The organism is Pseudorhizobium sp. NPDC055634, from assembly GCF_053618655.1.
On the sequence record NZ_JBSHHW010000001.1, the window covers coordinates 256,705 to 280,656 of the forward strand.

Genomic DNA, 23,952 nt, shown 5'->3' on the forward strand with positions numbered 1-23,952 from the left:
GGAATATGACCGCATCGATGTTGCGGGATTGTGAGGTTGCAGATGGATATCGGATCGGTACGAACCCTCCTCGACGAAGCCGAGTACGAACAGGCGCTGAAGGCCGTGCGGCCCTATTTCGATAACGAACCGGAAGAGGGTCGCGTCGAGGCGGCCCATTTCGATGCCCTCGTGCTGCTGATCGAGGAATACGAGGCCAGGCATTATCCCATCCCGACCGCCTCGCCGGTCGAGGTCCTCAAGGCGGTAATGGAAGCCAACAGCTACACGCGCGCCGACCTCGTCGCAGTCCTTGGTTCGAAGTCTCGCGCAGCCGATCTCCTAAACGGCCGGCGCGAGATCAATCTCGACCAGATCAGGAAGATCAGCCGAGCATGGCACATCCCGGCAGGCGCCCTGGTGGGAGAGATCGCCAGCGAGGCCTAGACCTTCACCCAGCCCCCGTTCTTTCTCGACGACGCGACGCAGGCCTCGACGAAGGCGACGCCTTTCACGCCGTCGTCGACGGTCGGATAGATGACGTCCTTGTCGACCTTGGCGCCCCTTTTCCTTGCCTGGATGGCGCGTGCCGCCTCGGTGTAGATCGTCGCGAAGGCTTCCAGATAGCCCTCGGGGTGACCGGAGGGGATGCGCGAGACGCGGCCGGCGGCGGGCCCGGCGCCGGCACCGTTGCGGGTGATCAGCCGCTTCGGCTCGCCGAACGGGGTGAACCAGAGATAGTTCGGGTTCTCCTGGCTCCATTCGAGCCCGCCCTTCTCCCCGTAGACGCGCAGCCTCAGTCCGTTCTCGTTGCCGGGCGCGACCTGACTGCACCAGAGCATGCCCTTGGCGCCGCCCTCGAAACGCAGCATGACATGGGCGTTGTCGTCCAGCCTGCGGCCCTCGACGAAGCTGTCGAGATCGGCGGCGAGACTTTCCAGCGTCAGGCCGGTCACGAAGCAGGCGAGGTTGTAGGCATGCGTGCCGATGTCGCCGGTCGAGCCACCGGCCCCCGACTGGGCCGGATCGGTGCGCCAGACCGCCTGCTTGGCGCCGGTCTGCTCGACCGCTTCCGTCAGCCAGTCCTGCGGATATTCCACCTGCACGACGCGCAGCCGGCCGAGGTCGCCGCTGGCGATCATTTCACGCGCCTGCCGCACCATCGGATAGCCGGTATAGTTATGGGTCAGGATGAAGAGCGCGTCGCTCTCGTCGGCCGCCTTCTTCAGCTTCCTGGCATCGGCAAGGTTGGAGGTGAGCGGCTTGTCGCAGATGACGTGGATGCCCCGGCGAAGGAATTCCCTCGCCGCCTCGTAATGCACATGGTTCGGCGTGACGATGGACACGGCCTCGATGCCGTTCTTCAGCCGCGCCTCGCGGATCGCCATCTCCTTGTAGGACCCGTAGGTCCGGGCCGGATCGAGCCCGAGGTCGCGTCCCGACTGCACGGCCTTTTCCGGCGTGGAGGAAAGCGCCCCCGCCACGAGTTCGAACTGGTCGTCCAGCCGCGCCGCCATCCGGTGGACGGCGCCGATAAAGGCGCCCGTGCCTCCGCCCACCATCCCGAGCCGGATGCGCGGTTCGCGCGCCTGTTCGTCCTTGCCTTCGATCGCCATTCTCATGTCTCCTTGAAAAACCTGCGGAGGAAGCCTGCCTCCCCCGCCCTGTCGGTCCCTTCTCCCGGAGGTTGGGAAGAAAGGTTCGCGGCCGCCTCGCCTCGGCCTCCTCCCGGCAAACGGGAAGAGTTGCGGCAAGGCGCCCTGACCGACGTTCCTAAAGCCCCAGCATCCGCCGGTTCGCCGCCTCGTCCGTGCCGCCGGCGGCAAAGTCGTCGAAGGCCTTTTCCGTGACACGGATGATGTGCGCCTTGACGAATTCCGCGCCCTCGCGCGCTCCGTCCTCGGAATTCTTCAGCGCGCATTCCCATTCGACCACGGCCCAGCCGTCGAAATCATTTGCGGTGAGCTTCGAGAAGACGGCGCCGAAATCGACCTGCCCGTCGCCCAGCGAGCGGAAGCGCCCGGCGCGCTGCACCCAGCTCTGGTATCCGCCGTAGACGCCCTGGCGGCCGGTCGGATTGAACTCCGCATCCTTGACGTGGAACATCTTGATCCGGTCCTTGTAGATGTCGATGTTGTCCAGGTAGTCGAGGCATTGCAGCACGTAGTGCGACGGGTCGTAGAGCATGTTGGCGCGCGGGTGGTTTTTCACCCGCTCGAGGAACATCTCGAATGTCACCCCGTCATGCAGGTCCTCGCCCGGGTGGATCTCGTAGCAGACGTCGACGCCGCATTCCTCCGCATGGTCGAGGATCGGTGTCCAGCGGCGGGCGAGTTCGTCGAAGGCGGTCTCCACGAGACCGGCCGGCCGCTGCGGCCAGGGGTAGGTGAAGGGCCAGGCGAGCGCGCCGGAAAAGGTGGCATGCGCCTTGATGCCGAGATGCCGTGACGCCGAGAGCGCCATCTTCACCTGGTTGACCGCCCATTCCTGCCGCGCCTTCGGATTGCCGCGCACTTCCGGCGCCGCAAACCCGTCGAAAGCCTCGTCATAGGCGGGATGGACCGCGACGAGCTGGCCCTGGAGGTGGGTGGAGAGTTCCGTCACCTCGATGCCGTTCTGGCGCGCGACGCCGGCGAACTCGTCGCAATAGTCCTTCGATTCCGCCGCCCGTTTGAGGTCGATCAGTTGCCCTGCCCAGGTCGGCACCTGGACGCCGACATAGCCCTTGTCCGCCGCCCATTTGGTGATGGCGTCCCAGGAGTTGAACGGCGCCGCATCCCCGGCGAACTGGCCGAGAAAGATGGCCGGCCCCTTGATCGTCTTCATGAAAATTCCTCCAGTGTCGTATGGCTGCTTGCATCGATTGCCCCCTGCCTGCCTGTCGGCCTTCCCCTCGCCCGCGAAGAGAAGATCGATCCGGTCCGCGCCTGAGACGGACCGAGCATGAAGGGCGCTCCCTCCCCCCGCGATCACGGGAAGAGGGCTGGCGTCAGGACCGGACCACGCCTCAGAAGGGCGAATCCGGGAAGTAGAACTGCTCGGCATTGTCCTTGGTGACGAGCGTGGCGTCGAGGATGTAGGTGCCGCTGACCGGCACCTGGTCGTAGAGGCCGTCGGCGGTGAGCTGCATGGCGGTTGCAATCATCGCCGGCGGATAGAGCACGTCGACCGGCACCATCTTGTCGCCGTCCATCGCCCGCTTGACCATGTCCTTGGAGCCGGCGCCGCCCACGACATACTGGATGTCGCTGCGCCCGGACTGCTCGATCGCCTCCAGCACGCCGACGACCATGTCGTCGTCCTGCGCCCAGACCACGTCGATCTTCGGATATTTGGTGAGGTAGTCCTGCATCACGCGGAAGGCGTCGTCGCGGTTCCAGTTGCCGTACTGGCGCTCCAGCACCTTGACGTTGGAGCCCTCGATGCCCTTGTCGAAACCGTCCTGTCGCTGCTGGTCGATCGGGATCGGCAGGCCGCGGATGACGACGACCTCGGCATCCGGCGTGGTCTCCGCGATGTACTTGCCGGCCACTTCGCCGAGCGCCGGGTTGTTGCCGGCGACATAGAGGTCGCGGACGGAACTGTCGTTGCTCGACGGAGCGCGGTCGACGAGGGCGACGAATGTGCCGGCATCCTTGACCTGCTGGATGGCGTTGACGAGCGGGTCCGGATCGGTCGGCAGGATGACCAGCGCGTCGATGCCCTGGACGGCGAGGTCCTGCACCGCATTCGCCTGGCTTGCCGGATTGGGCGAGGTCTTGACGATGACGTTGAGGCCCGGATGCTCGCCCATCAGGAGCTTCGCGACGCGCTCGGCATGGTAGACGACGCCTGCGGTCCAGCCGTGGTCGGCGGCCGGGATTGAGACCCCGATCGTTGCCTTCTTCTCCTCCTGGGCCCAGCCGAGGCCGGGGCCGATGGCGACCGAGGTCGCGAGCGCCGCTGCGAGCAGGCCGAAAGTTCTTCTAAGCATGTTCTCTCTCCCAAGTTCGGGTCTTTGCCGGCGGCCGGGCACGACCCGTTTGGGCCCGGTCGGTTCCTCACGATCGCCGCGACAGCGAGCGCTGCACGAGCATGGCGATGATGATGATCGCGCCCTGGATGGCGCCGATGAGGTATTCGCTGACGAAGTTCGACAGCAGCATGATGTTGCCGACGATCTCCAGGATGAAGGCGCCGCAGATCGTGCCCCAGATGCGCCCGACGCCGCCGCGCAGCGCCGTCCCCCCGACGACGACGGCGGTGATCGCCTGCAGCTCCCACAGGATTCCCGTCGTGGCGGAGGTGGAGCCGAGACGCGGCACGTAGAGAAGGACCGCGATCGCCACGCAGAGCCCCTGCACGACGTAGGCGATGGTGCGCACCCGCTTGACGGATATGCCGGAATAGCGGGCGACGTCCTCGTTGGAACCCACCGCGATCAGGTGGCGGCCGTAGCGCGTGCGGTAGAGCACGAAGGCGGCAATCGCCGCGGTCACGAAGATGACGATGATCGGCACCGGCACGCCGAGGATATCGCCGAAATAGACCGGACGGTAGAGCGACTGCAGTTCCCGGTCGCGCAGCGTGATCGCGCCGCCCTGCGAGAGCCAGGTGGTGAGGCCGCGATAGATGCCCATCGTGCCGAGCGTGGCGATGAAAGGCTCGATCTGGCCGACCGTCGTGATCAATCCGTTGAAGAGCCCGCAGGCGGCGCCGATTGCAACCGCAAGCGCCATCCCCGCGACGAGCAGCAGCAGCGGATCGGCGATCGCCCCGGAATTGAGGAACATGATCATCAGGCTGGCGACGAAGGCCACCATGGCGCCGACGGAAAGATCGAGTCCGCCCGAGGAGATCACATAGGTTGCCCCGAGCGCGATGATGGCGATGAAGGCGCTGCGGGTGATGACGTTCATCAGATTGGTGACGGAGATGAAGTTCTCGTTGGCGACCGTGCCGAGGACGAGCAGCAGGGCCAGCGCCACGAAGGGCGCGACCGCCCTGAGGTCCCAGTCGCGGGAGGTCTTCGGCTTGGCCGTTTCGGTGGTGGCGGTCGTCATGTCTCAGGCCGCCTCCCCTGCCTTCACACCGGTGGCGAGCACCACGATTTCGTTCTCGGTCATGTGTTCCCCCGTGACTTCCCCGACAATCTGCCCCGACCGCATGACGAGGATGCGGTCGCAGATGCCGATCAGCTCCGGCATCTCGGAGGATACGACGATGATCGAGCGCCCCTCCTCCGCCAGACGCGCGATGAACTTGTAGATCTGCTGCTTGGTGCCGATGTCGATGCCGCGGGTCGGCTCATCGATGATGACGATCGACGGGTCGAGCATCATCATCTTGGCAATGAGGAGCTTCTGCTGGTTTCCGCCGGAAAGCTGCCCGGCCAGCAGGTCCTTGCGCCCGGTGCGGATGTCGAAGTCGCGGATGGCGACGTCGAGCGCATCCGCCTCGCGCTTGCGGTCGATCTGCAGGCCGCGGACGAACCTCGTGATCGAGGCGAGCGTCAGGTTGGTTGCGAGATCCTTGAGAAGCAGGAGGCCCTTGCCCTTGCGATCCTCCGACAGATAGGCGATGCCCGCATCGAGGCTCTCGCTGGCGGACCGAAAATACACGTCCCGACCGCGTAGCCGGACGGCGCCATGGGCGCGCCGCAGGCCGACCAGTCCCTCCATCAGTTCCGTTCGGCCGGCGCCGACAAGGCCGGCAAAGCCCAGGATCTCGCCCTTGCGCAATTCGAAGGTTGCATTCCGCGCATGGCCCGGCACGTCGAAGTCGCGCACCTCCAGGACCGTCTCCCGCGCCTCGCCCGCATGGCGGTCCGGATAGAGCTTTGTGACGTCGCGCCCGACCATCAGCCGCGCCATGTCGGCAGGTTCCAGGTCGGCGGCATCATGGCTGGCCACCAGCCGGCCGTCGCGCAGCACCGTCACCCGGTCGGCGATGCGCTTCACCTCCGGCAGGCGGTGCGAGATATAGAGAACACCGACACCCCGGGCGCGAATGTCGAGGATGACCTTGAGCAGCGCCTCGGTCTCGAAGGGCGTCAGGGAGGCGGTCGGCTCGTCGAAGATCACCACCCGATGGGGGACGAGCAGGACGCGCGCGATCTGCACCAGCTGGCGCTGGGCGATCGACAGGCTGGCGACGACGGCACGGGGATCGATATCGGCCCCGAGGTCGCGAAGGGCGGAGGCCGCTCCCTCGTTCATGACCCTGTCGTCGACGCCTATTCCCCTGCCAAGTTCGCGGCCGAGATAGATGTTCTGCGCGACCGTCAGGTCGGGGGCGAGCAGGATTTCCTGGTGGACGAGCACGATGCCGCGGTGTTCGGCATCCACGGGCCCGGCAAAGACAACCGGCCTGTCGTCGACGAGGATCTCGCCGCGCGTCGGCGGCTCGTGGCCGGCGAGGATCTTCATCAGGGTCGACTTGCCCGCACCGTTCTCGCCGATGATGGCATGCACCTCGCCCGGCCGCACGGACAGCGTCACGTCATGCAGCACCTCGACCGGACCGAAGCTCTTGGAAAGGCCCCGCGCGGCAAGGATCGCGGATGTGCCCGGAACCGGATCGCCGGTCATCGCGGCCCGCCTTCCGCTGCGGACGACGGACCGGCCGTCCGGTCGCTGGCCAACCCCTCACGCGCAGGCAAAAACCTTGCTTGATGCACCTGAACTTCCTCCCGGAATTGACGCTATCCAAGAAAATGAGGTACGTAAAGCAGGTTTCTCGATAAGTTCGATGCCTTCAGAAACGGATACGACATGCCTGCCGGTACGGCGCGAAATACGCCCGAAGCCCCGGCGCCACGGCCAGCCCAGCGAGGATACGGATGAACGGAAAGAGTTTCGTGGAACGGCGCCTCGACCTCGATGGCGAGCCCCTGCTGATCAGGTTCGAAGCGCCCGCCGAGGTCCCCGGCAGCGATTTCGAATGCAGATGGTCCATCGCCTGGCCGGATGGCGACGTCCGTCACCGCACATTCGGCATCGACGGCATCCAGGCGCTGGCCCTTGCGATGCAGGCCGTTCACGACCGGCGGCAAACGGCCGGGCGAGGCAGGATAGCGCGACCGAGCCGTCCGAGCCGAATGGCCGACCATCGGTCGGGTCATCGACCTGCGGGACGGGACTTCACGAAATCCAGGAAGGCCCGAAGCGGCGCCGGCACCAGGCGTCGGCCGGGATAGTAGAGGAACGGCCCGGGGAATTCCTGCCACCATGGCCTCAGGACCGGCTCCAGGGCGCCACTTTCCAGCTGCGGCCTGAGCCAGTCCTCGAAAAGGCCGATGATCCCGACGCCCGCAACCGCGGCCTCCACCGCCAGCTCGATGGCGCCCCCCGCCTGGACGATCAGCGGTCCCTTCGGCTCGACGACCACGACCTCGCCCTCCAGCTCCAGTTCCCAGTTGGGCATGTTGCCGCTTGGGAAGCGGAAGCGCAGGCAGGAATGGTCGAGAAGGTCGCGCGGATGCTGCGGCCGGCCACGGAGGTCGAGATAGGCCGGAGAGGCCGCAAGCGCATAGGTCTGGCTGCGCGGCCCGATCGGGACGGCGATCATGTCCTGCTCCAGCCGTTCGCCATAGCGGATCCCGGCATCGCAGCCGGCAGCGAGCACATCGACGAAACTCTCGTCCGTCATCAGCTCCAGCCGGATATCCGGATAGGCGGCGAGAAAGCCGGGCACGATCTTCGGCAGGACAAGCCGGACGGCGCTGACCGGTACGTTCAGCCGCAGGGTTCCCGCAGGACGGTCTCGAAAGCTGTTGACCGCATCGAGGGCGGCTTCCATCTCCCCGAGCGCCGGCGCCAGGCGTGCAAGCAGGCTCTGTCCGGCCTCGGTCGGGGCGACGCTGCGGGTCGTGCGATTGAGGAGCCGGACGCCGAGTTCCGCCTCGAGCCGCCGCACGGCCTCGCTGAGGCCGGAAGGGCTGCCGCCGGTCGACCGTGCGGCCTCGCGAAAACCCTTCGCGCGAGCCACTGCCACGAACGCACCGAGATCACCCAGCTCCACCGCCATTGTTCGCCCTCCCGCACAGGTCGTGCGAATTGTACCGGATTATCGGCAGGCGCAACAGGGCATAGCTCTTGGGAGCAATGTTCACATCGTCACCGGGGAGATCAACAATGGACAGCATTTCACAAACCGGCACCTACCGCCTGGGCGATCGCCCGGTCCGGCGGCTGGGCTATGGCGCCATGCAGCTTGCGGGCCCGGGCGTATTCGGCCCGCCCCGGGATCGCGACCAGGCGATCGCCGTGCTGCGCGCCGCAGTCGAGGCTGGCGTCAATCACATCGACACCAGCGACTTCTATGGCCCGCACATCACCAACCAGATCATCCGCGAAGCGCTCCATCCCTATCCGGACGACCTGACGATCGTCACCAAGATCGGCGCAAGGCGCGGGCCCAACGGCGAATGGGTGCCGGCGACGTCGAAACAGGACCTCGTGTCCGCCGTTCATGACAACCTGCGCAATCTCGGTCTTGATAAGATCGAGGTCGTCAACTTCCGCTCCATGCTCGACGTCTACGGGCCGGCGGAAGGATCGCTCGAGGAGCAGGTTACTGCCCTTGCGGAGCTTCAGCGGCAGGGCCTCATCCGCCACATCGGCCTTTCCAACGTGACCGCCAGGCAGGTCGCCGACAGCCGCGCAATCTGCGACATCGTCTGCGTGCAGAACATGTACAACATCGCCAGGCGCGCCGACGACGCGCTGATCGACACCCTGGCCGCTGACGGCATCGCCTATGTGCCCTTCTTCCCGCTCGGCGGCTTCACGCCGTTCCAGTCCGAAACGCTGGACGGGGCGGCCGCGCGCCTCGGGGCCACGCCCAAGCAGGTGGCGCTCGCCTGGCTCCTGCAGCGCTCGCCCAACATTCTCCTCATCCCCGGCACCTCGTCGGTCGCGCACCTGAAGGAGAACCTTGCCGTCGCCGATCTCCACCTGCCGCAGGATGTCGTCGCGGAACTCGATCGCTTCGCGGATGCGCATTGAGACGAAAGGCGGGGCCACTCTCGCGGCCCTGCCTTTTGGTCAGACGTAGCGGTTGACGACGTTTTCCAGGTATTCCTGGCGGCCGGAGCGCGGTTCGGGATTGATGTTTTCCCGCTCCACCATGGCGGCGATGTCGTCGAGCTTGTACTCGCCGCGAAGCATCTTCTGCGCCTCCGGGCTGTCCCAGCCGGCATAGCGTTCCTCGAGCGGCTTCGACAGGGCGCCGTCCTCGATCATCCGCGCGGCCGCCTTCAGCCCGCGCGCGCAGCAGTCCATGCCGCCGATATGGCCGATCAGCAGATCCTGCGGGTCGAGCGACTGGCGGCGAAGCTTGGCGTCGAAATTGGTGCCACCGTTCCGGAACCCGCCGCCCTGGAGGATGTGGTAATAGGCAAGGGCCATTTCCGGCACGTTGTTGGGGAACTGGTCCGTGTCCCAGCCCGACTGGTAGTCGTTCCGGTTCATGTCGATCGAGCCGAAGATGCCGAAGGCATTGGCCATGGCGATCTCGTGCTCGAAGGAATGGCCGGCGAGAATGGCGTGGCCCTGCTCGATATTGACCTTCACCTCCTTCTCCAGCCCGTGCTTCTGCAGGAAGGCGTAGACGGTGGCGACGTCGTAGTCGTACTGGTGCTTGGTCGGCTCCTGCGGCTTCGGCTCGATCAGGATCGTGCCCTCGAAGCCGATCTTGTACTTGTACTCGACGACGAGGTTGAGGAAGCGGCCCATCTGGTCGAGCTCGCGCGAAAGGTCGGTGTTGAGCAGGGTCTCGTAACCCTCGCGCCCGCCCCAGAGCACGTAGTTGACCCCGCCGAGCCGCTTGGTCGCATCGATGCAGGTCTTCACCGTCGCTGCGGAGAAGGCAAAGACGTCCGGATCCGGATTTGTCGACGCCCCGGCCATGTAGCGACGGTGCGAGAAGAGGTTCGCGGTGCCCCAGAGAAGCTTGACGCCGGTCTCGGCCTGCTTCTGTTCGAAATAGTCGACGATCTCGTTGAGGTTGCGGGTGTTTTCGCCAAAGGAATTGCCTTCCGGCCTGACGTCCGCGTCATGGAAGCAGTAGAAGGGCGCGCCGAGCAGCTGGTAGAATTCGAAGGCGACGTCGGCCTTCATCTTCGCAGCCTGCATCGTGTCCTCGAACCACGGGCGCTGGAAGGTCTGGCCGCCGAACGGATCGCCGCCCGGCCAGGTGAAGGTGTGCCAGTAGGCGACGGCGAACCGCAGATGGTCCTCCATCCGCTTTCCCGCGACGATCTCGTCCGGATTGTAGAAGCGGAAGGCGAACGGATTGGTGCTGTCCGGACCTTCGTAACTGATCTTGCCTATGTCACCGAAAAAGCCTGTGCTCATCGTGTCATTCCTCCTTGGTTCCTGGAAATTTCCGGCTTCCCCCACCCACCTCCCTGCAGCGCCCTCTCGACGCGTCGCGCTGGGCGTCCCCTTCGCCGCAGGCCGGAGAGGTCAGGGCGAGCCCAATTCAATGCGCCAGCGACCGGATCGCCGGATAGGCCGAGCGGTACCGCGCATAGGCCGCCGCATAGGCCTCGCCGAGCCCCGAAACCGGGTCGATCGTCTCCGCCATGACGGGCGGCTGGCAGACCGAGAGCGGATCGGCGCCCGTCGCGGCGATCAGGCCGAGCCGTGCTGCGCCGAATGCCGCTCCGAAATCGCCGTCCGCCGGAACGTCCACCGGGACACCGAGCGAGGTGGCGATCGATGCCAGCCAGTATTTCGAGCGCGAGCCGCCGCCGATCGCGGTGACCCGCGAGATCGACGTCCCCGCGGACTTCAGCGCTTCGAGATTGTCGCGGATCGCGAAGGTGACGCCCTCCATCACCGCCTGGGTCAGCGCCGCGCGGCCCGACTCGTGGCCGAGCCCGATGAATGCGCCGCGGATGACCGCATCGTTGTGCGGCGTCCGCTCGCCGGAAAGATAGGGCAGGAAGGTGACGCCGGACGGCGCCTTCAGCGTGTCGCCGACCTCGCCGGTCAGCTCAGCCGCGGACTTGCCGGCAATGCCGGAATACCAGTTCAGCGCATCGGTTGCCGACAGGATGACGCCCATCTGGTGCCAGGTCCTGGGCAGCGCGTGGCAAAAGGCATGCACCGCACTTTCCGGCTTCGGCAGATAGGAGGCGTTGGCGGCGAAGAGCACGCCGGACGTGCCGAGCGACACGAAGGCGTGGCCTTCCGAGACCGTGCCCATGCCGCAGGCCGAAGCGGCATTGTCGCCCGCCCCGCCGGCCACGACCACGCCTTCCCCCATCCCCCAGGAGGAGGCGAGTTCGGCGCGCAGCCTGCCGCCCTGCTCCGTGCCCTCGACGAGCGACGGCATGTGATCCTCCGAAAGCCCAGTTGCCGCGAGAAGCTCCGACGACCATTTGCGCCCGCCGGTATCGAGCCAGGAGGTGCCGGCCGAATCCGACATTTCCGAAATGTGCTCGCCCGTCAGCCAGAGGCGCAGGTAGTCCTTCGGGAGCAGGACCTTCGCGACCCTGGAAAAGATGTCCGGCTCGTTGTCCCTGACCCAGACGAGCTTCGGCGCGGTGAAGCCTGGAAAGACGATATTGCCGGTGATCCTGCGGAAGCGCGGATGGGCATCGAGCGCCGCCGCCTCCCGGTAGGAGCGCGTATCGTTCCACAGGATGCAGGGCCGCAGGACCTTGTCGTCCCCGTCGAGCAGTGTCGCGCCATGCATCTGCCCCGAAAGGCCGAGGCCCTTCACCGCACCGAGTTCCCGCGGGAAGCTGGCCTTCAGGCCGGACACCGCCTCTTTTGCCGCGCGTATCCAGTCAGCCGGGTCCTGCTCCGACCAGCCCGGATGCGGCCGCGACACGTCCAGCGCGCCGTTTGCCGAGCCGACGATCCGCTGGTCGCCGTCGATGAGCATGGCCTTGACGCCTGAGGTTCCGAGATCGAGACCGAGATACATGTCATGCCTTCCTTCTGCGCTCAGGGCAGGTTGTCCTTGAGGAAAATGTCGATGCGGATCCGCTCCTGCGCGGCGAGCAGCGGCAGGCCGTCGGCCTTCGCCTTCAGCACGCGGATGGCGCTGCGCACCTCGTGGCCCGCATCCTGGTTGAGCACCGCGTCGATCGTGTCGTCGAGAAGCGCCTTGCGCGTCGAGGCGGTGAGTTCATGGGCGATGACGACCGGCCTCCTGTCGGGCGCGACGTCGCCAAGCGCGCGGATCAGGCCGCGATTGCCCGCGCCGAGGCTGTATATGCCGTTCAGCCCGACGTGACGGCGCAGCGCGTCGCGCACCAGCGCCTCGGCGATGGCCGCATCGTCGCGCGATTCCATCACCGGCAGGATCGCCACCTGGGGAAAATCCTCCGAGAGAACGGCGAGGAAGCCCTCGAGCCTTTCGCGGTGGTCGCGGACCATCATCGACCCGGCAAGCACGCCGACCCGGCCGTCGACCTTGCTGAGGAAGCGGCCCATCAGGTTTGCCGCGGTGCGGCCGGCCGCGACATTGTCGATCCCCGCGTAATGATGGCGGGCCGAGCCGCTGAGGTCGGACACGAGGGTGACGACCGCGATCCCGGCTTCGGCAAGATTGTCAACCGCGGCGCGCACGCTCCGCTCGTCGATGGCGACGAGCGCCACGCCGTCGGGACGGTCGGCAGCGACGAACGCGAGAGCCGCGACAAGCGCCGGGGCATCGAATGCCGGGACCTGGACGATCTCGATGCGGGTGCGCTCGACGGACGACCGCTCGATCGCCGCCTCGACCTCGCGCTTCACGCCGATCATGAAGGAATTGTCGTTGGAAGGCAGGATGAAGGTGAAGCGGTAGGTCCGCCCCTTCGCCAGGTTCGCCGCGGCGAGATCGCGGACATAGCCGAGCGAGGCGATCGCCTCGTTGACCTTCTCGCGCGTCACGCTCCGCACCCCGGGCCGGCCGTTTAGGACGCGGTCCACCGTGGCGAGGCTGACGCCCGCAAGACGCGCGATATCGTGAACCGTCGGCTTCATACGTCCTCCCGCCGCCGTGGTAGCGGAATTCTTGAGGTACGTAAATCAAAAATGTTCCGTGAGGGTGCGGGAGGCGTCTGTCCCCGCTCCGGCGGGTTGCAAGGTGCCTCTAGTGCCCCCCGCCGCCGCCCGCCTGGGCCGAGGGCTTTGCGATCAGCATGACGAGAAGGATGAGGCCTGCAAACAGCACCGTCAACGCGGTGAAGACATCGATGAAGGACAGGAGCCAGGATTGCTGCGTTACCATGCCCGACAGGCGCTGCAGCGCGACGCCCGCGCCATCGAGGCCGAAGCTGTCGTAGTTCGCCCCGACGCTGTCGAGCCAATCGACCACCGCCGGGTTGCTGTAGCTCAGGTGCTCCGAGAGGCGGGCGTAATGTTCGTCGGAGCGCTGCGTGAGCATGGTGTTGATGACCGCGAGCCCCACCGCCCCGCCGAGGTTGCGGGTCAGGTTGAAGAGGCCGGACGCATTGCCGACACGCGCTCGCGGCAGCGTCCCGAGCGCGATGTTGTTGATCGGCACCATGCACAGCATCATCGAGCAGCCGCGCAGGATCTGCGGAAGGAGGAGTTCGTAGAAGTCCCAGTCGGCGGTGAGCCCGGTCAGCATGTACGTGCCGAGCGCAAAGCCGAAGAAGCCGATGGCCATCATCACCCGCGGATCGAGCCGGTTGGACAGGAAACCGGCGACCGGCGCGGTGAGGAACATCGCAAGGCCCGAGACGAACATCGTCTCGCCGATCATCAGCGCGTCATAGCCACGGATGCGCCCGAGATAGAGGGGATAGAGATAGGTGAGCCCGTAGAGCCCGATGCCCATCACGAAGGAGAACAGCGAGCCGAAGGCGAAGTTGCGGTTGGCGAAGGCCTTGAGGTCGACCACGGGGAACTCGACCCTGAAGGCGCGCCAGAAGAAGACGATCGCCCCGGCGCCCATCGCCAGCGTGCCGAGAACGATATGCCCGTCGTTGAACCAGTCCTTGTTGTTGCCCTCCTCCAGCACGTATTCGAGCGAGCCGAGGAACAGCGCCATGGAAAGCAGCCCCCACCAGTCGAACTTCTTCCAGAGGCTTGCCTGCGGCTCGTCGAAATCGATCATGCTCCAGGCGACGGCGGTGACCAGGATGCCCGGCACGATGTTGACGAGGAAGAGCCAGTGCCAGGAGAAGGCATGGCTCAGATAGCCGCCGACCGTCGGGCCGATCGTCGGCGCGAGCGTCGCGACAAGTCCGATGATCGGCGAGACGATGGCCCGCTTGGAGGGTGGGAATATGGTGAAGGCGGCGGCGAAGACCGACGGGATCATGCCGCCACCGATGAAGCCCTGGATCGCCCGGTAGACGATCATCTGCTCGATGCTGGTGGCGGTCGCGCAGAGCGCGCTGGCGATCGTGAAGCCGGCCGCGCAGATGCTGAAAAGGACGCGCGTCGACAGGATGCGCGCGAGCGTCCCCGACAGCGGGATCATGATGACCTCGGCGATCAGGTAGGACGTCTGCACCCAGGCGATCTCGTCGGACCCCGCGCCCAACCCGGCCTGGATCTCGGCCAGCGAGGCGGAGACGATCTGGATGTCGAGGATCGACATGAACATGCCGAAGACCATCGCGAAGAACGCGATGAGCTTGCGCCTGTCCATCGGGGGATCCATGGGCGGATCGACGGGGAGCGTTCCCGCAACGGCCGATGTCGCCATGGCCCTCTCCTTGCTGTTTGAGCGGTTCGTGCCGCCGGTCAGTCGACCTGCGCCACAGCCCGATCGGAAGGCGCCGTGCGCGTATCCACATCGACGATGACGCTGAGACCCGCGCGCAGGCGGCCCTCGGCCAGGGCCTCCGGCGGAATGGCGATGCGGACCGGAACCCGTTGCACCACCTTGGTGAAGTTGCCCGTGGCATTTTCGGCCGGCAGCATGGAGAAGACCGAGCCGGACGCCGGGGCGAGCGAGGTCACCGTTCCCATGATGTCGTGCTCCTTGAAGGCATCGACATGGACGCGGACCTTCGAACCGGGCGTGAGGCCGGAGATCTGCGTTTCCTTGAAATTGGCCTGGATGTAGAGACTGGTGAGCGGGACAAGGGCCGCAAGCCGCTTGCCGGCCGACACGAGGTCGCCGGTCTGCATCGCGAGATTGCCGACGACACCGTCATAGGGCGCCCTCAGCACCGTGAAATCGAGATCGCGCTGCGCCTGGTCGCGCGCCAGTTCCTGGGCACGGATGGCGTTCACGGCCTCGTCCCGCTGGGCGCGCAGGAGGCCGATATTGGCCTCCGCGGACGCAACGCTCGCATCTCCTGCGATGAGGTTGGCGCGCGCCTGGTCGAGTGCGACCTTGGCATTGTCGAGGTCCGCCGCCGTACCGATCGACTTCGAGGCAAGACCGCCCGCGCGCCGCTCGTTGATCTCGGCACCGCGCAGAGCCGCTTCCAGCGCGCCGCGTTGCGCCTCCGCCTGCTTCAGCGCCGCGCCGGCCCCGACGATCTGCGCGTCGATCCGGCTGACGGCGAGCTGCGCGCTCTCGATTGCATTCCTCGCCCGTTCCAGCGCGATCTGGTAGTCGCGTCCGTCGAGCGTCACGAGCGGGTCGCCCGCCCGGACCGCCTGGTTCTCGACGACATTCACCTGCTCCACATAGCCGGAGACTTTCGGCGAGATGATCGCAATATCCGCTTCGATATAGGCGTCGTCGGTGGAAATCAGGAAGCGGCCATCGGTCCACCAGCCATAGCCGTACCATGAGGCTCCGCCGAGCAAAGCGAGCACGATGACGGGCAGGATGGGGCTGCGGCGCTTCTTCGGTACCGCCGCCTGTGCCTGCACATCGGCGGCGGGGCTGGCGTCCGTTTCGTCGGACCGCGCCGATGCAGGAATGTTCTCTTGGACTACTGCGCGGACCGCGCCCGCACTGGAGGATGAGGTCATCGGAAGCACCATTCATTGCGAGCGTAATCGAACCGATCGGTTCAGTTAGTTGACATAGAGCCTTTTCGTGCGCATATCAAGGACAATCGAACCGAACGGTTCGCAAATCGGAAGGTCTCCCATGGCCAGCGACAACGTAGAAATCGAAATCAACCCCGGGCAGCAGCCCGGACGCTTCGCCGCCGGCGAGGATCCGGCCAAGCGCGAGCAGATCATCGAGGGCGCCAAGCGGGTGTTCATGAGGCTCGGCTTCGATGCCGCCAGCATGAACGACATCACCCGCGAAGCCGGCGTCTCCAAGGGCACGATCTACGTATATTTTCAAAACAAGGAAGACCTCTTCGCCAGCATCATCGAGGAGGAACGGCAGCGCATCACCCGCATGCTCAAAGATATCCTTGCGGGCAGCGAGGAGGTCGAGGACGGGCTCTACCGGTTCGGTATAGGCTTTGCCACCCACATCACTTCTCCCCGCACGATCAACGCCATGCGCACGCTCATCGGCGTGCGAAACCGCATGCCGGGTCTCTGCAGCCGTTTCTTCCACTCGCCCGCGAATGTCCGCACGGTGCTGGAGGACTTCATCGTGCGGCATATCGGACAGGGCAAGCTCGAGGTGGAGGATACCGACCTCGCCGCGCGACAGTTCATCGACCTGACCAGCGGCTCCTTCCTCAAGGCGCGCCTGTTCGGCGACCTCGACGACGTGCCGTCCCGACAGGAACTCGACCGCATCGTGAAGAGCGCCATCCGCGTCTTCATGGCCGCCTATGGCAGGACAAACGCGTCGGCGGGCGCCGGCTGATTGAAAAACGGCACCTCTGGCGCGCGCTCCTCCTCTTGTCTTTGCAACGCGACTCCTTAAATCGGACGAGCATTTTGCCATCGACCGAGAGAGGGACCATCCGGTGCAGGAAATTCTAGGGCTTCTACAGGATCCGACCGCTTGGGTCGCCTTGGTCACGTTGGTGATCATGGAAGTCGTGCTTGGTATCGACAACCTGATCTTCATTTCGATCCTCACCAACAAGCTTCCCCCGGAAAACCGTGAAGTCGCCCGCAAGGTCGGGATCGGGCTCGCATTGGTAATGCGGCTTGCGCTTCTCGGCACCGTCGCCTGGATCGTCCAGCTGACCAATCCTCTCTTCGAGGCTTTCGGTCACCCCTTCTCGTGGAAGGATCTCATCCTCATCGCCGGCGGCCTCTTCCTCGTCTGGAAGGCGACGCGCGAGATCCACCACTCCGTGGACCCGGTCGATCACAAGGAAGACATGGTGGGCGGCGCCGCCTCGATCACCTTCAGCTCGGCGATCATCCAGATCCTGCTTCTCGACCTCGTCTTCTCGGTCGACAGCATCATCACCGCCGTGGGCATGACGCCGCATCTGCCGATCATGATCGTCGCCGTCGTCGCTGCCGTGACGGTCATGCTGGTCGCCGCCACGCCGCTCGCCAACTTCATCGAGAAGAACCCGACCATCGTGATGCTGGCACTCGGCTTCCTGCTGATGATCGGAACGACGCTGATCGCCGAGGGAATGGGCTTCCACGTGCCGAAGGGCTACATCTACGCGGCCATGGCCTTCTCGGCCCTCGTCGAAGTCCTCAACATGTTTGCCCGCAACGCGCGGCGACGCAAGAAGACGGAAACGACGCTCCACTGAGCATCGCATCGCGGCCCGGCACAGTCCGGGCCGTTTTTTTCTCCGACCTCCGGGATACCTTCCGCGCTCTCGCAGTTATGGGTGTTCTGCAATGCCGCGTCTCGTTCCGACGACGCATGTGACCTTTCCGGGGCTATATGACGACTGATCAGATCCTCGCCTTCACCGTCATCGGCATCATGATGGCCGTCTTCATCTGGGACAGATTCCGCTATGACATCGTCGCCTGCTGCGCCCTGGTCGCCGCGGTCGCCGTTGGGATCGTCCCGATCGACAACGCCTTTTCCGGCTTTTCCGACGATATCGTCATCATCGTTGGCAGCGCGCTGGTGGTCAGCGCGGCGGTCGCCCGCTCCGGGATCGTCGACGTCGCGATCAAGAAGTTCTTTCCGAACCTCAACTCCGTCAGGACGCAGCTCGCCCTGCTGATGATCGTGGTGGCGGTGCTTTCCGCCTTCATCAAGAACATCGGCGCGCTGGCGATCATGATGCCGGTCGCCTTCCAGTTTTCAAAGCGCACCGGGGTCTCGCCCTCGCGATATCTCATGCCCATGGCCTTCTCGGCGCTTCTTGGCGGGCTGATGACGCAGATCGGCACCTCGCCGAACATCGTCGTCTCGCAGCTGCGCGCCGAGCTTACCGGCACCCCTTTCACCATGTTCGACTTCACCCCGGTCGGCGCCACGCTCGCGCTCGTCGGGATCGTCTTCCTGATCTTCTTCAACTGGCTCGTCCCGGCGCGCAGGAAGCAGAACCATTCCATCGAAGACGCCGTGGAAATTGCCAATTACACGTCGGAGGCGACCATCCCGGCGCAATCCGCCATGGCCGGAAAGTCGCTCGGCGACCTGCTGCGGCTCGGCGACGGCGAGGTGATCGCGACCACCATCCTTCGCGGCACGACGCGCATGTCGCCGTTTCCCGACGTGATCCTGCGCGAACTCGACACGCTGATCCTGGAGGGCAGTTCCGCGGCGATCGACCGGCTGGTCTCCAATGCGAAGCTCCAGCTGTCCGGAAAACCGCTGACCGGCAAGGGCCAGCAGCGGGACGACATCGTGTCCATCGAGGCGATCATCTCGCGGGAATCGCCGCTGGCGGGGCTATCCGCGCGCGAGCTTGCCCTTTCCTACACGCGCGGCGTCAACCTGCTTGCGGTGAGCCGCCGCGGCCATCGCCTCAGCGAGCGGCTGCGCGACCTGACGCTGATGGCGGGCGACGTCATCGTGCTGCAGGGCAATCGCAACGCGCTGCCGGGCGTCATGCAGGATTTCGACCTCCTGCCGCTGGCGCAGCGGGAGGTCATGCTCGGCACGCAGCGCCGCGCCTTCATCCCGCTCGTCATCCTGGCCGTCGCCATGATCGCCACGGCGCTCGGCTGGGCGCCCGTCGCCGTCGCCTTCTTCGCTGCCGCGCTCGGCATGGCGGTGTTCCGCGCCATCCCCCTGACGGACGTCTACAAGGCCGTCGACGGCCCGATCCTCGTCATGCTGGCGGCACTGATCCCGGTGTCCGACACGCTGCGGACGTCAGGCGCGAGCGAACTCATCGCGTCCTGGCTCGGGCAGATCGCCGGCGGCATGCCGGCCTATGCGGCGCTGGCGATGATCCTGCTGACGGCGATGGGCGTGACGCCCTTCCTCAACAACGCCGCGACGGTGCTGGTCATGGGGCCGATCGCGGCAAGCTTCGCGACGGCGCTCGAGTACAGGCCGGAAGCATTCCTGATGGCCGTCGCCATCGGGGCTGGCTGCGACTTCCTCACGCCGGTCGGGCACCAGTGCAATACGCTCGTCATGGGACCCGGCGGCTACCGGTTTTCCGACTATCCGCGCCTCGGCCTGCCGCTCTCCTTCATCATCGTGCTGGTCAGCGTTCCGGCCCTTCTCTGGGTCTGGCCGGTGGCCTAGCTTTGGTGGCAAGTCTTGACGCTCGGGCCCGAATATGCGCTAAGGCCCAGCAATCCCGAGACACGCATGTCCGCGCCGCATCCGGCGCCAAATCGAGCATTACCCATGAGCACTTCCGGCCCCCGCGTCCGCATTGCCCCCTCGCCGACCGGCGAGCCGCATGTCGGCACCGTCTACATCGCATTGTTCAACTACCTCTTCGCCAAGAAGATGGGCGGCGAGTTCATCCTGCGCATCGAGGACACGGATGCGACCCGGTCGACGCCGGAGTTCGAGCAGAAGGTGCTCGACGCGCTGAAATGGACCGGCCTGACCTGGTCCGAAGGTCCCGATGTCGGCGGCCCCTACGGCCCCTACCGCCAGTCGGACCGCAAGGCCATCTACCAGCCCTATGCGCAGGAACTCCTCGACAAGGGCCATGCCTTCCGCTGCTTCTGCACGCCGGAAAGGCTGGAGCAGATGCGCGAGGCGCAGCGCGCCGCCGGAAAGCCGCCGAAGTACGACGGGCTCTGCCTCAACCTCAAGGCCGAGGAAGTCACCGCCCGCATGGAAGCCGGCGAACCTTCCGTCATCCGCATGAAGATCCCGACCGAGGGCTCCTGCGACTTCCACGACGGCGTCTACGGCGACGTGTCGATCCCGTGGGACTCGGTCGACATGCAGGTGCTGATCAAGGCCGACGGCATGCCGACCTACCACATGGCGAACGTCATCGACGACCATCTGATGAAGATCACCCACGTGGCGCGCGGCGAGGAATGGCTGGCTTCGGTTCCAAAGCACATCCTGCTCTACCGCTACTTCGGCTGGGAAGAGCCGAAGTTCATGCACCTGTCGCTGATGCGCAATGCCGACAAGTCGAAGCTGTCGAAGCGCAAGAACCCGACCTCGATCTCCTACTATTCCGCGCTGGGCTACCTGCCCGAAGCGCTGATGAACTTCCTCGGCCTCTTCTTCATCCAGATCGCCGAAGGCGAGGAACTGCTCACCATGGATGAGCTGGCCGAGAAGTTCGACCCGGACAATCTCTCCAAGGCCGGCGCGATCTTCGACATCCAGAAGCTCGACTGGCTGAACGGCCGCTGGATCCGCGAGAAGCTGACGCCCGAGGATTTCATCGCCCGCACCCTGGAATGGGCATCGGAAAACGACCGGCTGGCCGAGGGCCTGAAGCTCTCGCAGAGCCGCATTTCCAAGCTCGGCGAACTGCCGCAGCTCGCCGGCTTCCTGCTGGCGGGCGACGTTGGCCTGACGCCGGCTTCCTTCGCGGGCCTGAAGACAAGCCCGGCGGAGACGCTGGAGATCATCAACACCGTCCAGGCCGACCTCGAGAAGATCCTCGAGTGGAACGTCGAGGCGATCGACCAGGAATTGCGCAATGTCGCCGACAAGCTCGGCAAGAAGCTGCGCGTCGTGACCCCGCCGCTCTTCGTCGCGATGTCCGGCTCGTCGCGCTCGCTGCCGCTCTTCGATTCCATGGCCCTGCTCGGCCGCTCGGTCGTCCGTCAGCGCCTGAAGGTCGCCGCCGCCGTGGTCGCCTCCATGGTCGGCGCGGCGTAACTAGGAAGGTCCCGTAAGATGGCTGATAACCAGAACGAAAACGCCCTTTCCTCCGACGCAACGGAAGTCCGCGCCCAGAAGCTCAAGCTGCTGCGCGAAAAGATCGGCGACGTCTATCCGGCGCACTTCCACCGGACGATGACCAATGCCGACCTTGCGGAGAAGTACAAGAACCTCGAGCCGGACGTCGAGACGCAGGACGTCGTGACCGTCGCCGGTCGCGTCTTCTCCATGCGCAATTCCGGCATGTTCATCGACCTGCGCGACGCCTCCGGCAAGATCCAGATCTTCAGCCATAAGGACACGACGCCGGAAGAGGCGCGCGACATGCTGCCGATGATCGATCTCGGCGACATCATCGGCGTGACGGGCGTCGTCCGCCGCACCAAGCGCGGCGAGCTGACGATCAACGCGCAGGAAATCACCATGCTGACCAAGTCTCTCCTGCCCATGCCGGAGAAGTATCATGGTCTCGCCGACATCGAGACGCGCTACCGCAAGCGTCATCTCGACATCCTGTCGAACGAGGAGTCCAAGCTCCGCTTCCAGCAGCGCAGCCGCATCGTTTCCGGCATCCGCCGCTTCATGGAAGACGACGGCTTCATGGAAGTCGAGACGCCGATGCTGCAGTCGATCTACGGCGGCGCGACGGCCGAACCCTTCAAGACCCACCACAACACGCTGAAGCTCGACATGTACCTGCGCATCGCGCCGGAACTGTACCTCAAGCGCACGCTGGTGTCCGGCCTCTCCGACAAGGTCTTCGAGGTGAACCGCAACTTCCGCAATGAAGGCGTCTCCACCCGGCACAATCCAGAGTTCACCATGATGGAGTGCTACTGGGCCTATGCCGACTACGAGGACATGATGGACCTGGTCGAGCGCCTCTTCGCGCGTCTCGCCATGACCATCCACGGCTCCACCGAGTTCAAGTACGGCGACAAGGAACTCTCCTTCAAGGGACCGTTCCGCCGCGTGCCCATGCCGGACGCCGTCAAGGAAGCGACCGGCATCGACTTCCTGGCGATCAAGACCGACGAGGAAGCCCGCGCCGCCGCCAAGGCCGCCGGCTTCGAGGTCGAGAAGGACTGGACCTGGGGCGAATGCCTGGCCTTCATCTTCGAGGAGAAGGTGGAAGCGACGCTGATCCAGCCGTCCCACGTCACGCATTTCCCGAAGGACATCTCCCCCTTCGCCAAGGAAGTGCCCGGCGAACCGCGCCTCGTCGAGCGCTTCGAGACCTATTGCAACACCTGGGAACTCGGCAACGCCTTCTCGGAACTGAACGATCCGGAAGAGCAGCGTGCCCGCATGGTCGAGCAGCTTGAGCAGGCGCATGCGCGCGGCGAGAAGGACAAGCAGCTGGACGAGGAATTCCTCGATGCAATCGATCAGGGCATGCCGCCCGCCGGCGGCCTCGGGATCGGCGTTGATCGCCTGATCATGCTGCTGACGGATGCGCCGTCGATCCGCGACGTCATCCTCTTCCCGGCCCGGCGCGCCAAGACGGACTGACCGGAACTGAAAAGGCGGCCCCGAGCCGCCTTTTTTATTGCTTCCGATAAGTGTCTTACGGGGCCTTGACGGGCTCCCGCTTCCGGCGGTGCTTTTCCGGATCGTCCTCCTCGGCAACCACGGAGACCGGTACTGCCTCGGCGGCGGCGGCCTTTTCGACCACGTCCGGCGCCTCGTGCTTTTCGGGAGCCATGGGCTGGGCGCGCATCCTGGCGAGCCAGGCCGCACCATGGTTCTGCGCACCCGTCTCCGCCGGTTTCCCGGCGCTCTCCGCCGCAGCCGGGGAAGACGGCTTTTCCTCCTGTACAGGCGCCGCGGCGCTCTCCGTCTCCGCCGGCACCTCGAGCTCCGGCTCGCTATCGCCAAACCCGACCATGCCCTTCACGGTATCGAGCCAGCCTGCTTCGGCCTTCTCATCGGCCGCAGGTGCGGCATCCCCCTCGGCGCTATGCGCCGGATCGGGTAGATCGTCCGGCGGCAGATCGTGCGAGGACGCCGCGCCGCCGGTCTCCTCGGCGGTGTCCGTAGCGCCGAGACCGACCATCCCCATCAGGGAGGCGAGCAGGCCTTGCTCCGGGCCGGTCCCGTCGGAGGCAACCGGAACCTCTGCGGGCGTGACCGCAGGTCCGCCCTGCTTTTCGGCGTCATGTCCACCGACGGCGTCGCCGTGCCCGGCGCTCTTGTCGTCAGCCTTCAAGGAACCGGGCTCTCCCGCGCCCTGGCCCAGCGCATCAAGGCAATCCGTGTCGTCGGTGAGAGCGGCCGTCAGGTGCTCCGCATCCTCCAGCGGCATGTCGATCCGCATTCCCCAGAAGTCGCCGTTCGCATCGGCAGCGCCATCGACGTAGTAGGCGGTGACGGGCTGGGCGGGATGACCGTCCGGAACCTTGCTCGTGTCGGGGATGTAGACGACCTGTGCGCCGATGGCGCGTCCGCGCATCCGGGACCGGTCCGTGGGTCCGGCCGGATCCAGGACCGTGACCTGGACGAGATCGGAGCGCTCGGCCTCCTGCACCTTGCGGGCCACGCGGAGCGCCGTCTTCAGCCTCGACATGCCGTCGCCGGGCTTGTCCATGGTGACATATTTGCGGACCCAGTAGCGGTCCGCCTTCTTGATCCTGATGGTCTCGACCGTGGTGCAGGAAAGCCCGTTGAGGGCGGAATAGGATGGGCCGAGCAGCTTGTCGGCACCGATATAGACCGCAGCCGCGCCGCTCCCGCCACCCAGGACCGTGACGCCGGACAGGATCAGCAGGAGTTTTCGCGGGATGCGGGACACAATACTCTTCATCCGCGAAACTCCGGCATTCCAAACCTCGACATACGCAACACTCGATACGGTGGGGCGACAGTGCCTCAAGGTCCTTGACGAAGATTTAAGCGGAACCTTCGGATGCCGCCCGCCGTTCCTTCAGTTACACATCATCTAGTTGACAA

The 23,952-nt window shown here is 65.4% G+C and carries 20 protein-coding genes; 8 read left to right on the top strand and 12 right to left on the bottom strand.

The features are described 5' to 3' along the window. Nucleotides 1-42 precede the first annotated feature (42 nt). A complete protein-coding gene (locus ACWGPT_RS01330) occupies nt 43-426 on the top strand; it encodes a helix-turn-helix domain-containing protein (protein ID WP_452603763.1) in 384 nt (127 codons plus the stop codon). Here ACWGPT_RS01330 and ACWGPT_RS01335 read toward each other — a convergent pair. The 5 genes from ACWGPT_RS01335 to ACWGPT_RS01355 all read right to left on the bottom strand — a co-directional run bounded on the left by ACWGPT_RS01335 (nt 423) and on the right by ACWGPT_RS01355 (nt 6,548). After that, entirely contained in the window at nt 423-1,595 is a 1,173-nt protein-coding gene (locus tag ACWGPT_RS01335) for a Gfo/Idh/MocA family protein (RefSeq protein ID WP_452603764.1), read from the bottom strand. The two genes, ACWGPT_RS01330 and ACWGPT_RS01335, sit on opposite strands and share 4 nt — an antisense overlap. Nucleotides 1,596-1,752: 157 nt before the next feature. Then, nucleotides 1,753-2,805 (bottom strand): sugar phosphate isomerase/epimerase family protein, encoded by a 1,053-nt coding sequence (locus tag ACWGPT_RS01340; protein WP_452603765.1) that lies wholly within the window; start codon nt 2,803-2,805, stop codon nt 1,753-1,755. Between the two features lie 181 nt (nt 2,806-2,986). After that, nucleotides 2,987-3,952: a substrate-binding domain-containing protein gene (locus tag ACWGPT_RS01345; protein WP_452603766.1), complete on the bottom strand. Its 966-nt coding sequence runs from the start codon at nt 3,950-3,952 to the stop codon at nt 2,987-2,989. A 67-nt stretch (nt 3,953-4,019) separates the two neighbouring features. Continuing rightward, nucleotides 4,020-5,021 carry an ABC transporter permease gene (locus tag ACWGPT_RS01350; RefSeq protein ID WP_452603767.1) on the bottom strand — a complete coding sequence of 334 codons (1,002 nt, stop codon included), beginning with the start codon at nt 5,019-5,021 and terminating at the stop codon, nt 4,020-4,022. A 3-nt stretch (nt 5,022-5,024) separates the two neighbouring features. Continuing rightward, the gene (locus ACWGPT_RS01355; RefSeq protein ID WP_452603768.1) at nt 5,025-6,548 is read right to left on the bottom strand and encodes a sugar ABC transporter ATP-binding protein; all 1,524 of its coding nucleotides are present in this window, start codon (nt 6,546-6,548) and stop codon (nt 5,025-5,027) included. A gap of 251 nt (nt 6,549-6,799) precedes the next feature. On the opposite strand from ACWGPT_RS01355, the gene ACWGPT_RS01360 reads away from it, so the two are divergent. After that, nucleotides 6,800-7,156: a DUF6968 family protein gene (locus ACWGPT_RS01360; protein ID WP_452603769.1), complete on the top strand. Its 357-nt coding sequence runs from the start codon at nt 6,800-6,802 to the stop codon at nt 7,154-7,156. On the opposite strand, the gene ACWGPT_RS01365 is transcribed toward ACWGPT_RS01360, so the two are convergent. Next, nucleotides 7,078-7,986 (bottom strand): LysR substrate-binding domain-containing protein, encoded by a 909-nt coding sequence (locus tag ACWGPT_RS01365; RefSeq protein WP_452603770.1) that lies wholly within the window; start codon nt 7,984-7,986, stop codon nt 7,078-7,080. The two genes, ACWGPT_RS01360 and ACWGPT_RS01365, sit on opposite strands and share 79 nt — an antisense overlap. 107 nt (nt 7,987-8,093) lie before the next feature. Here ACWGPT_RS01365 and ACWGPT_RS01370 point away from each other — a divergent pair, with 107 nt between their 5' ends. Then, nucleotides 8,094-8,966 (top strand): aldo/keto reductase family oxidoreductase, encoded by an 873-nt coding sequence (locus ACWGPT_RS01370; RefSeq protein WP_452603771.1) that lies wholly within the window; start codon nt 8,094-8,096, stop codon nt 8,964-8,966. A 39-nt stretch (nt 8,967-9,005) separates the two neighbouring features. Here the strand turns inward: ACWGPT_RS01370 and xylA are convergent, their stop codons facing one another. The 5 genes from xylA to ACWGPT_RS01395 form a co-directional block, all read right to left on the bottom strand. Continuing rightward, entirely contained in the window at nt 9,006-10,316 is a 1,311-nt protein-coding gene (gene xylA / locus ACWGPT_RS01375) for a xylose isomerase (protein ID WP_452603772.1), read from the bottom strand. Nucleotides 10,317-10,443: 127 nt separating this feature from the next. Further along, nucleotides 10,444-11,898: a xylulokinase gene (gene xylB, locus ACWGPT_RS01380; RefSeq protein ID WP_452603773.1), complete on the bottom strand. Its 1,455-nt coding sequence runs from the start codon at nt 11,896-11,898 to the stop codon at nt 10,444-10,446. A gap of 20 nt (nt 11,899-11,918) precedes the next feature. Next, nucleotides 11,919-12,944: a LacI family DNA-binding transcriptional regulator gene (locus tag ACWGPT_RS01385; protein WP_452603774.1), complete on the bottom strand. Its 1,026-nt coding sequence runs from the start codon at nt 12,942-12,944 to the stop codon at nt 11,919-11,921. Nucleotides 12,945-13,053: 109 nt separating this feature from the next. Next, the gene (locus ACWGPT_RS01390; protein ID WP_452603775.1) at nt 13,054-14,640 is read right to left on the bottom strand and encodes a DHA2 family efflux MFS transporter permease subunit; all 1,587 of its coding nucleotides are present in this window, start codon (nt 14,638-14,640) and stop codon (nt 13,054-13,056) included. A 38-nt stretch (nt 14,641-14,678) separates the two neighbouring features. Continuing rightward, on the bottom strand, nt 14,679-15,866 hold the full coding sequence (locus ACWGPT_RS01395; RefSeq protein ID WP_452603776.1) for an HlyD family secretion protein: 1,188 nt from the start codon (nt 15,864-15,866) through the stop codon (nt 14,679-14,681). A gap of 121 nt (nt 15,867-15,987) precedes the next feature. Between ACWGPT_RS01395 and ACWGPT_RS01400 the strand changes: the two genes are divergently transcribed. From ACWGPT_RS01400 to lysS, 5 genes are all read left to right on the top strand, one after another. After that, nucleotides 15,988-16,671, top strand: a complete 684-nt coding sequence (locus ACWGPT_RS01400) for a TetR/AcrR family transcriptional regulator C-terminal domain-containing protein (protein ID WP_452603777.1) — start codon at nt 15,988-15,990, stop codon at nt 16,669-16,671. Between the two features lie 103 nt (nt 16,672-16,774). Continuing rightward, a complete protein-coding gene (locus ACWGPT_RS01405) occupies nt 16,775-17,530 on the top strand; it encodes a TerC family protein (RefSeq protein ID WP_452603778.1) in 756 nt (251 codons plus the stop codon). Between the two features lie 137 nt (nt 17,531-17,667). Continuing rightward, the gene (locus ACWGPT_RS01410; RefSeq protein WP_452603779.1) at nt 17,668-19,440 is read left to right on the top strand and encodes an SLC13 family permease; all 1,773 of its coding nucleotides are present in this window, start codon (nt 17,668-17,670) and stop codon (nt 19,438-19,440) included. A 105-nt stretch (nt 19,441-19,545) separates the two neighbouring features. After that, nucleotides 19,546-21,000, top strand: coding sequence for a glutamate--tRNA ligase (gltX, locus tag ACWGPT_RS01415; RefSeq protein ID WP_452603780.1), 1,455 nt, complete (start codon nt 19,546-19,548; stop codon nt 20,998-21,000). A gap of 18 nt (nt 21,001-21,018) precedes the next feature. Beyond that, a complete protein-coding gene (gene lysS / locus ACWGPT_RS01420) occupies nt 21,019-22,515 on the top strand; it encodes a lysine--tRNA ligase (RefSeq protein ID WP_452603781.1) in 1,497 nt (498 codons plus the stop codon). A 55-nt stretch (nt 22,516-22,570) separates the two neighbouring features. Here the strand turns inward: lysS and ACWGPT_RS01425 are convergent, their stop codons facing one another. Next, complete coding sequence (locus ACWGPT_RS01425) at nt 22,571-23,806, bottom strand: hypothetical protein (RefSeq protein WP_452603782.1); 1,236 nt, start codon at nt 23,804-23,806, stop codon at nt 22,571-22,573. Nucleotides 23,807-23,952: the final 146 nt, after the last annotated feature.

Coding starts and splice junctions, on each gene's coding strand:
- ACWGPT_RS01400 (WP_452603777.1), top strand. CDS start 15,988: ATGGCCAGCGACAACGTAGAAATCGAAATCAACCCCGGGCAGCAGCCC.
- ACWGPT_RS01365 (WP_452603770.1), bottom strand. CDS start 7,986: ATGGCGGTGGAGCTGGGTGATCTCGGTGCGTTCGTGGCAGTGGCTCGC.
- gltX (WP_452603780.1), top strand. CDS start 19,546: ATGAGCACTTCCGGCCCCCGCGTCCGCATTGCCCCCTCGCCGACCGGC.
- xylA (WP_452603772.1), bottom strand. CDS start 10,316: ATGAGCACAGGCTTTTTCGGTGACATAGGCAAGATCAGTTACGAAGGT.
- ACWGPT_RS01340 (WP_452603765.1), bottom strand. CDS start 2,805: ATGAAGACGATCAAGGGGCCGGCCATCTTTCTCGGCCAGTTCGCCGGG.
- ACWGPT_RS01425 (WP_452603782.1), bottom strand. CDS start 23,806: ATGAAGAGTATTGTGTCCCGCATCCCGCGAAAACTCCTGCTGATCCTG.
- ACWGPT_RS01395 (WP_452603776.1), bottom strand. CDS start 15,866: ATGACCTCATCCTCCAGTGCGGGCGCGGTCCGCGCAGTAGTCCAAGAG.
- ACWGPT_RS01355 (WP_452603768.1), bottom strand. CDS start 6,548: ATGACCGGCGATCCGGTTCCGGGCACATCCGCGATCCTTGCCGCGCGG.
- ACWGPT_RS01370 (WP_452603771.1), top strand. CDS start 8,094: ATGGACAGCATTTCACAAACCGGCACCTACCGCCTGGGCGATCGCCCG.
- ACWGPT_RS01330 (WP_452603763.1), top strand. CDS start 43: ATGGATATCGGATCGGTACGAACCCTCCTCGACGAAGCCGAGTACGAA.
- ACWGPT_RS01350 (WP_452603767.1), bottom strand. CDS start 5,021: ATGACGACCGCCACCACCGAAACGGCCAAGCCGAAGACCTCCCGCGAC.
- ACWGPT_RS01345 (WP_452603766.1), bottom strand. CDS start 3,952: ATGCTTAGAAGAACTTTCGGCCTGCTCGCAGCGGCGCTCGCGACCTCG.
- xylB (WP_452603773.1), bottom strand. CDS start 11,898: ATGTATCTCGGTCTCGATCTCGGAACCTCAGGCGTCAAGGCCATGCTC.
- ACWGPT_RS01360 (WP_452603769.1), top strand. CDS start 6,800: ATGAACGGAAAGAGTTTCGTGGAACGGCGCCTCGACCTCGATGGCGAG.
- ACWGPT_RS01390 (WP_452603775.1), bottom strand. CDS start 14,640: ATGGCGACATCGGCCGTTGCGGGAACGCTCCCCGTCGATCCGCCCATG.
- ACWGPT_RS01410 (WP_452603779.1), top strand. CDS start 17,668: ATGACGACTGATCAGATCCTCGCCTTCACCGTCATCGGCATCATGATG.
- lysS (WP_452603781.1), top strand. CDS start 21,019: ATGGCTGATAACCAGAACGAAAACGCCCTTTCCTCCGACGCAACGGAA.
- ACWGPT_RS01385 (WP_452603774.1), bottom strand. CDS start 12,944: ATGAAGCCGACGGTTCACGATATCGCGCGTCTTGCGGGCGTCAGCCTC.
- ACWGPT_RS01335 (WP_452603764.1), bottom strand. CDS start 1,595: ATGGCGATCGAAGGCAAGGACGAACAGGCGCGCGAACCGCGCATCCGG.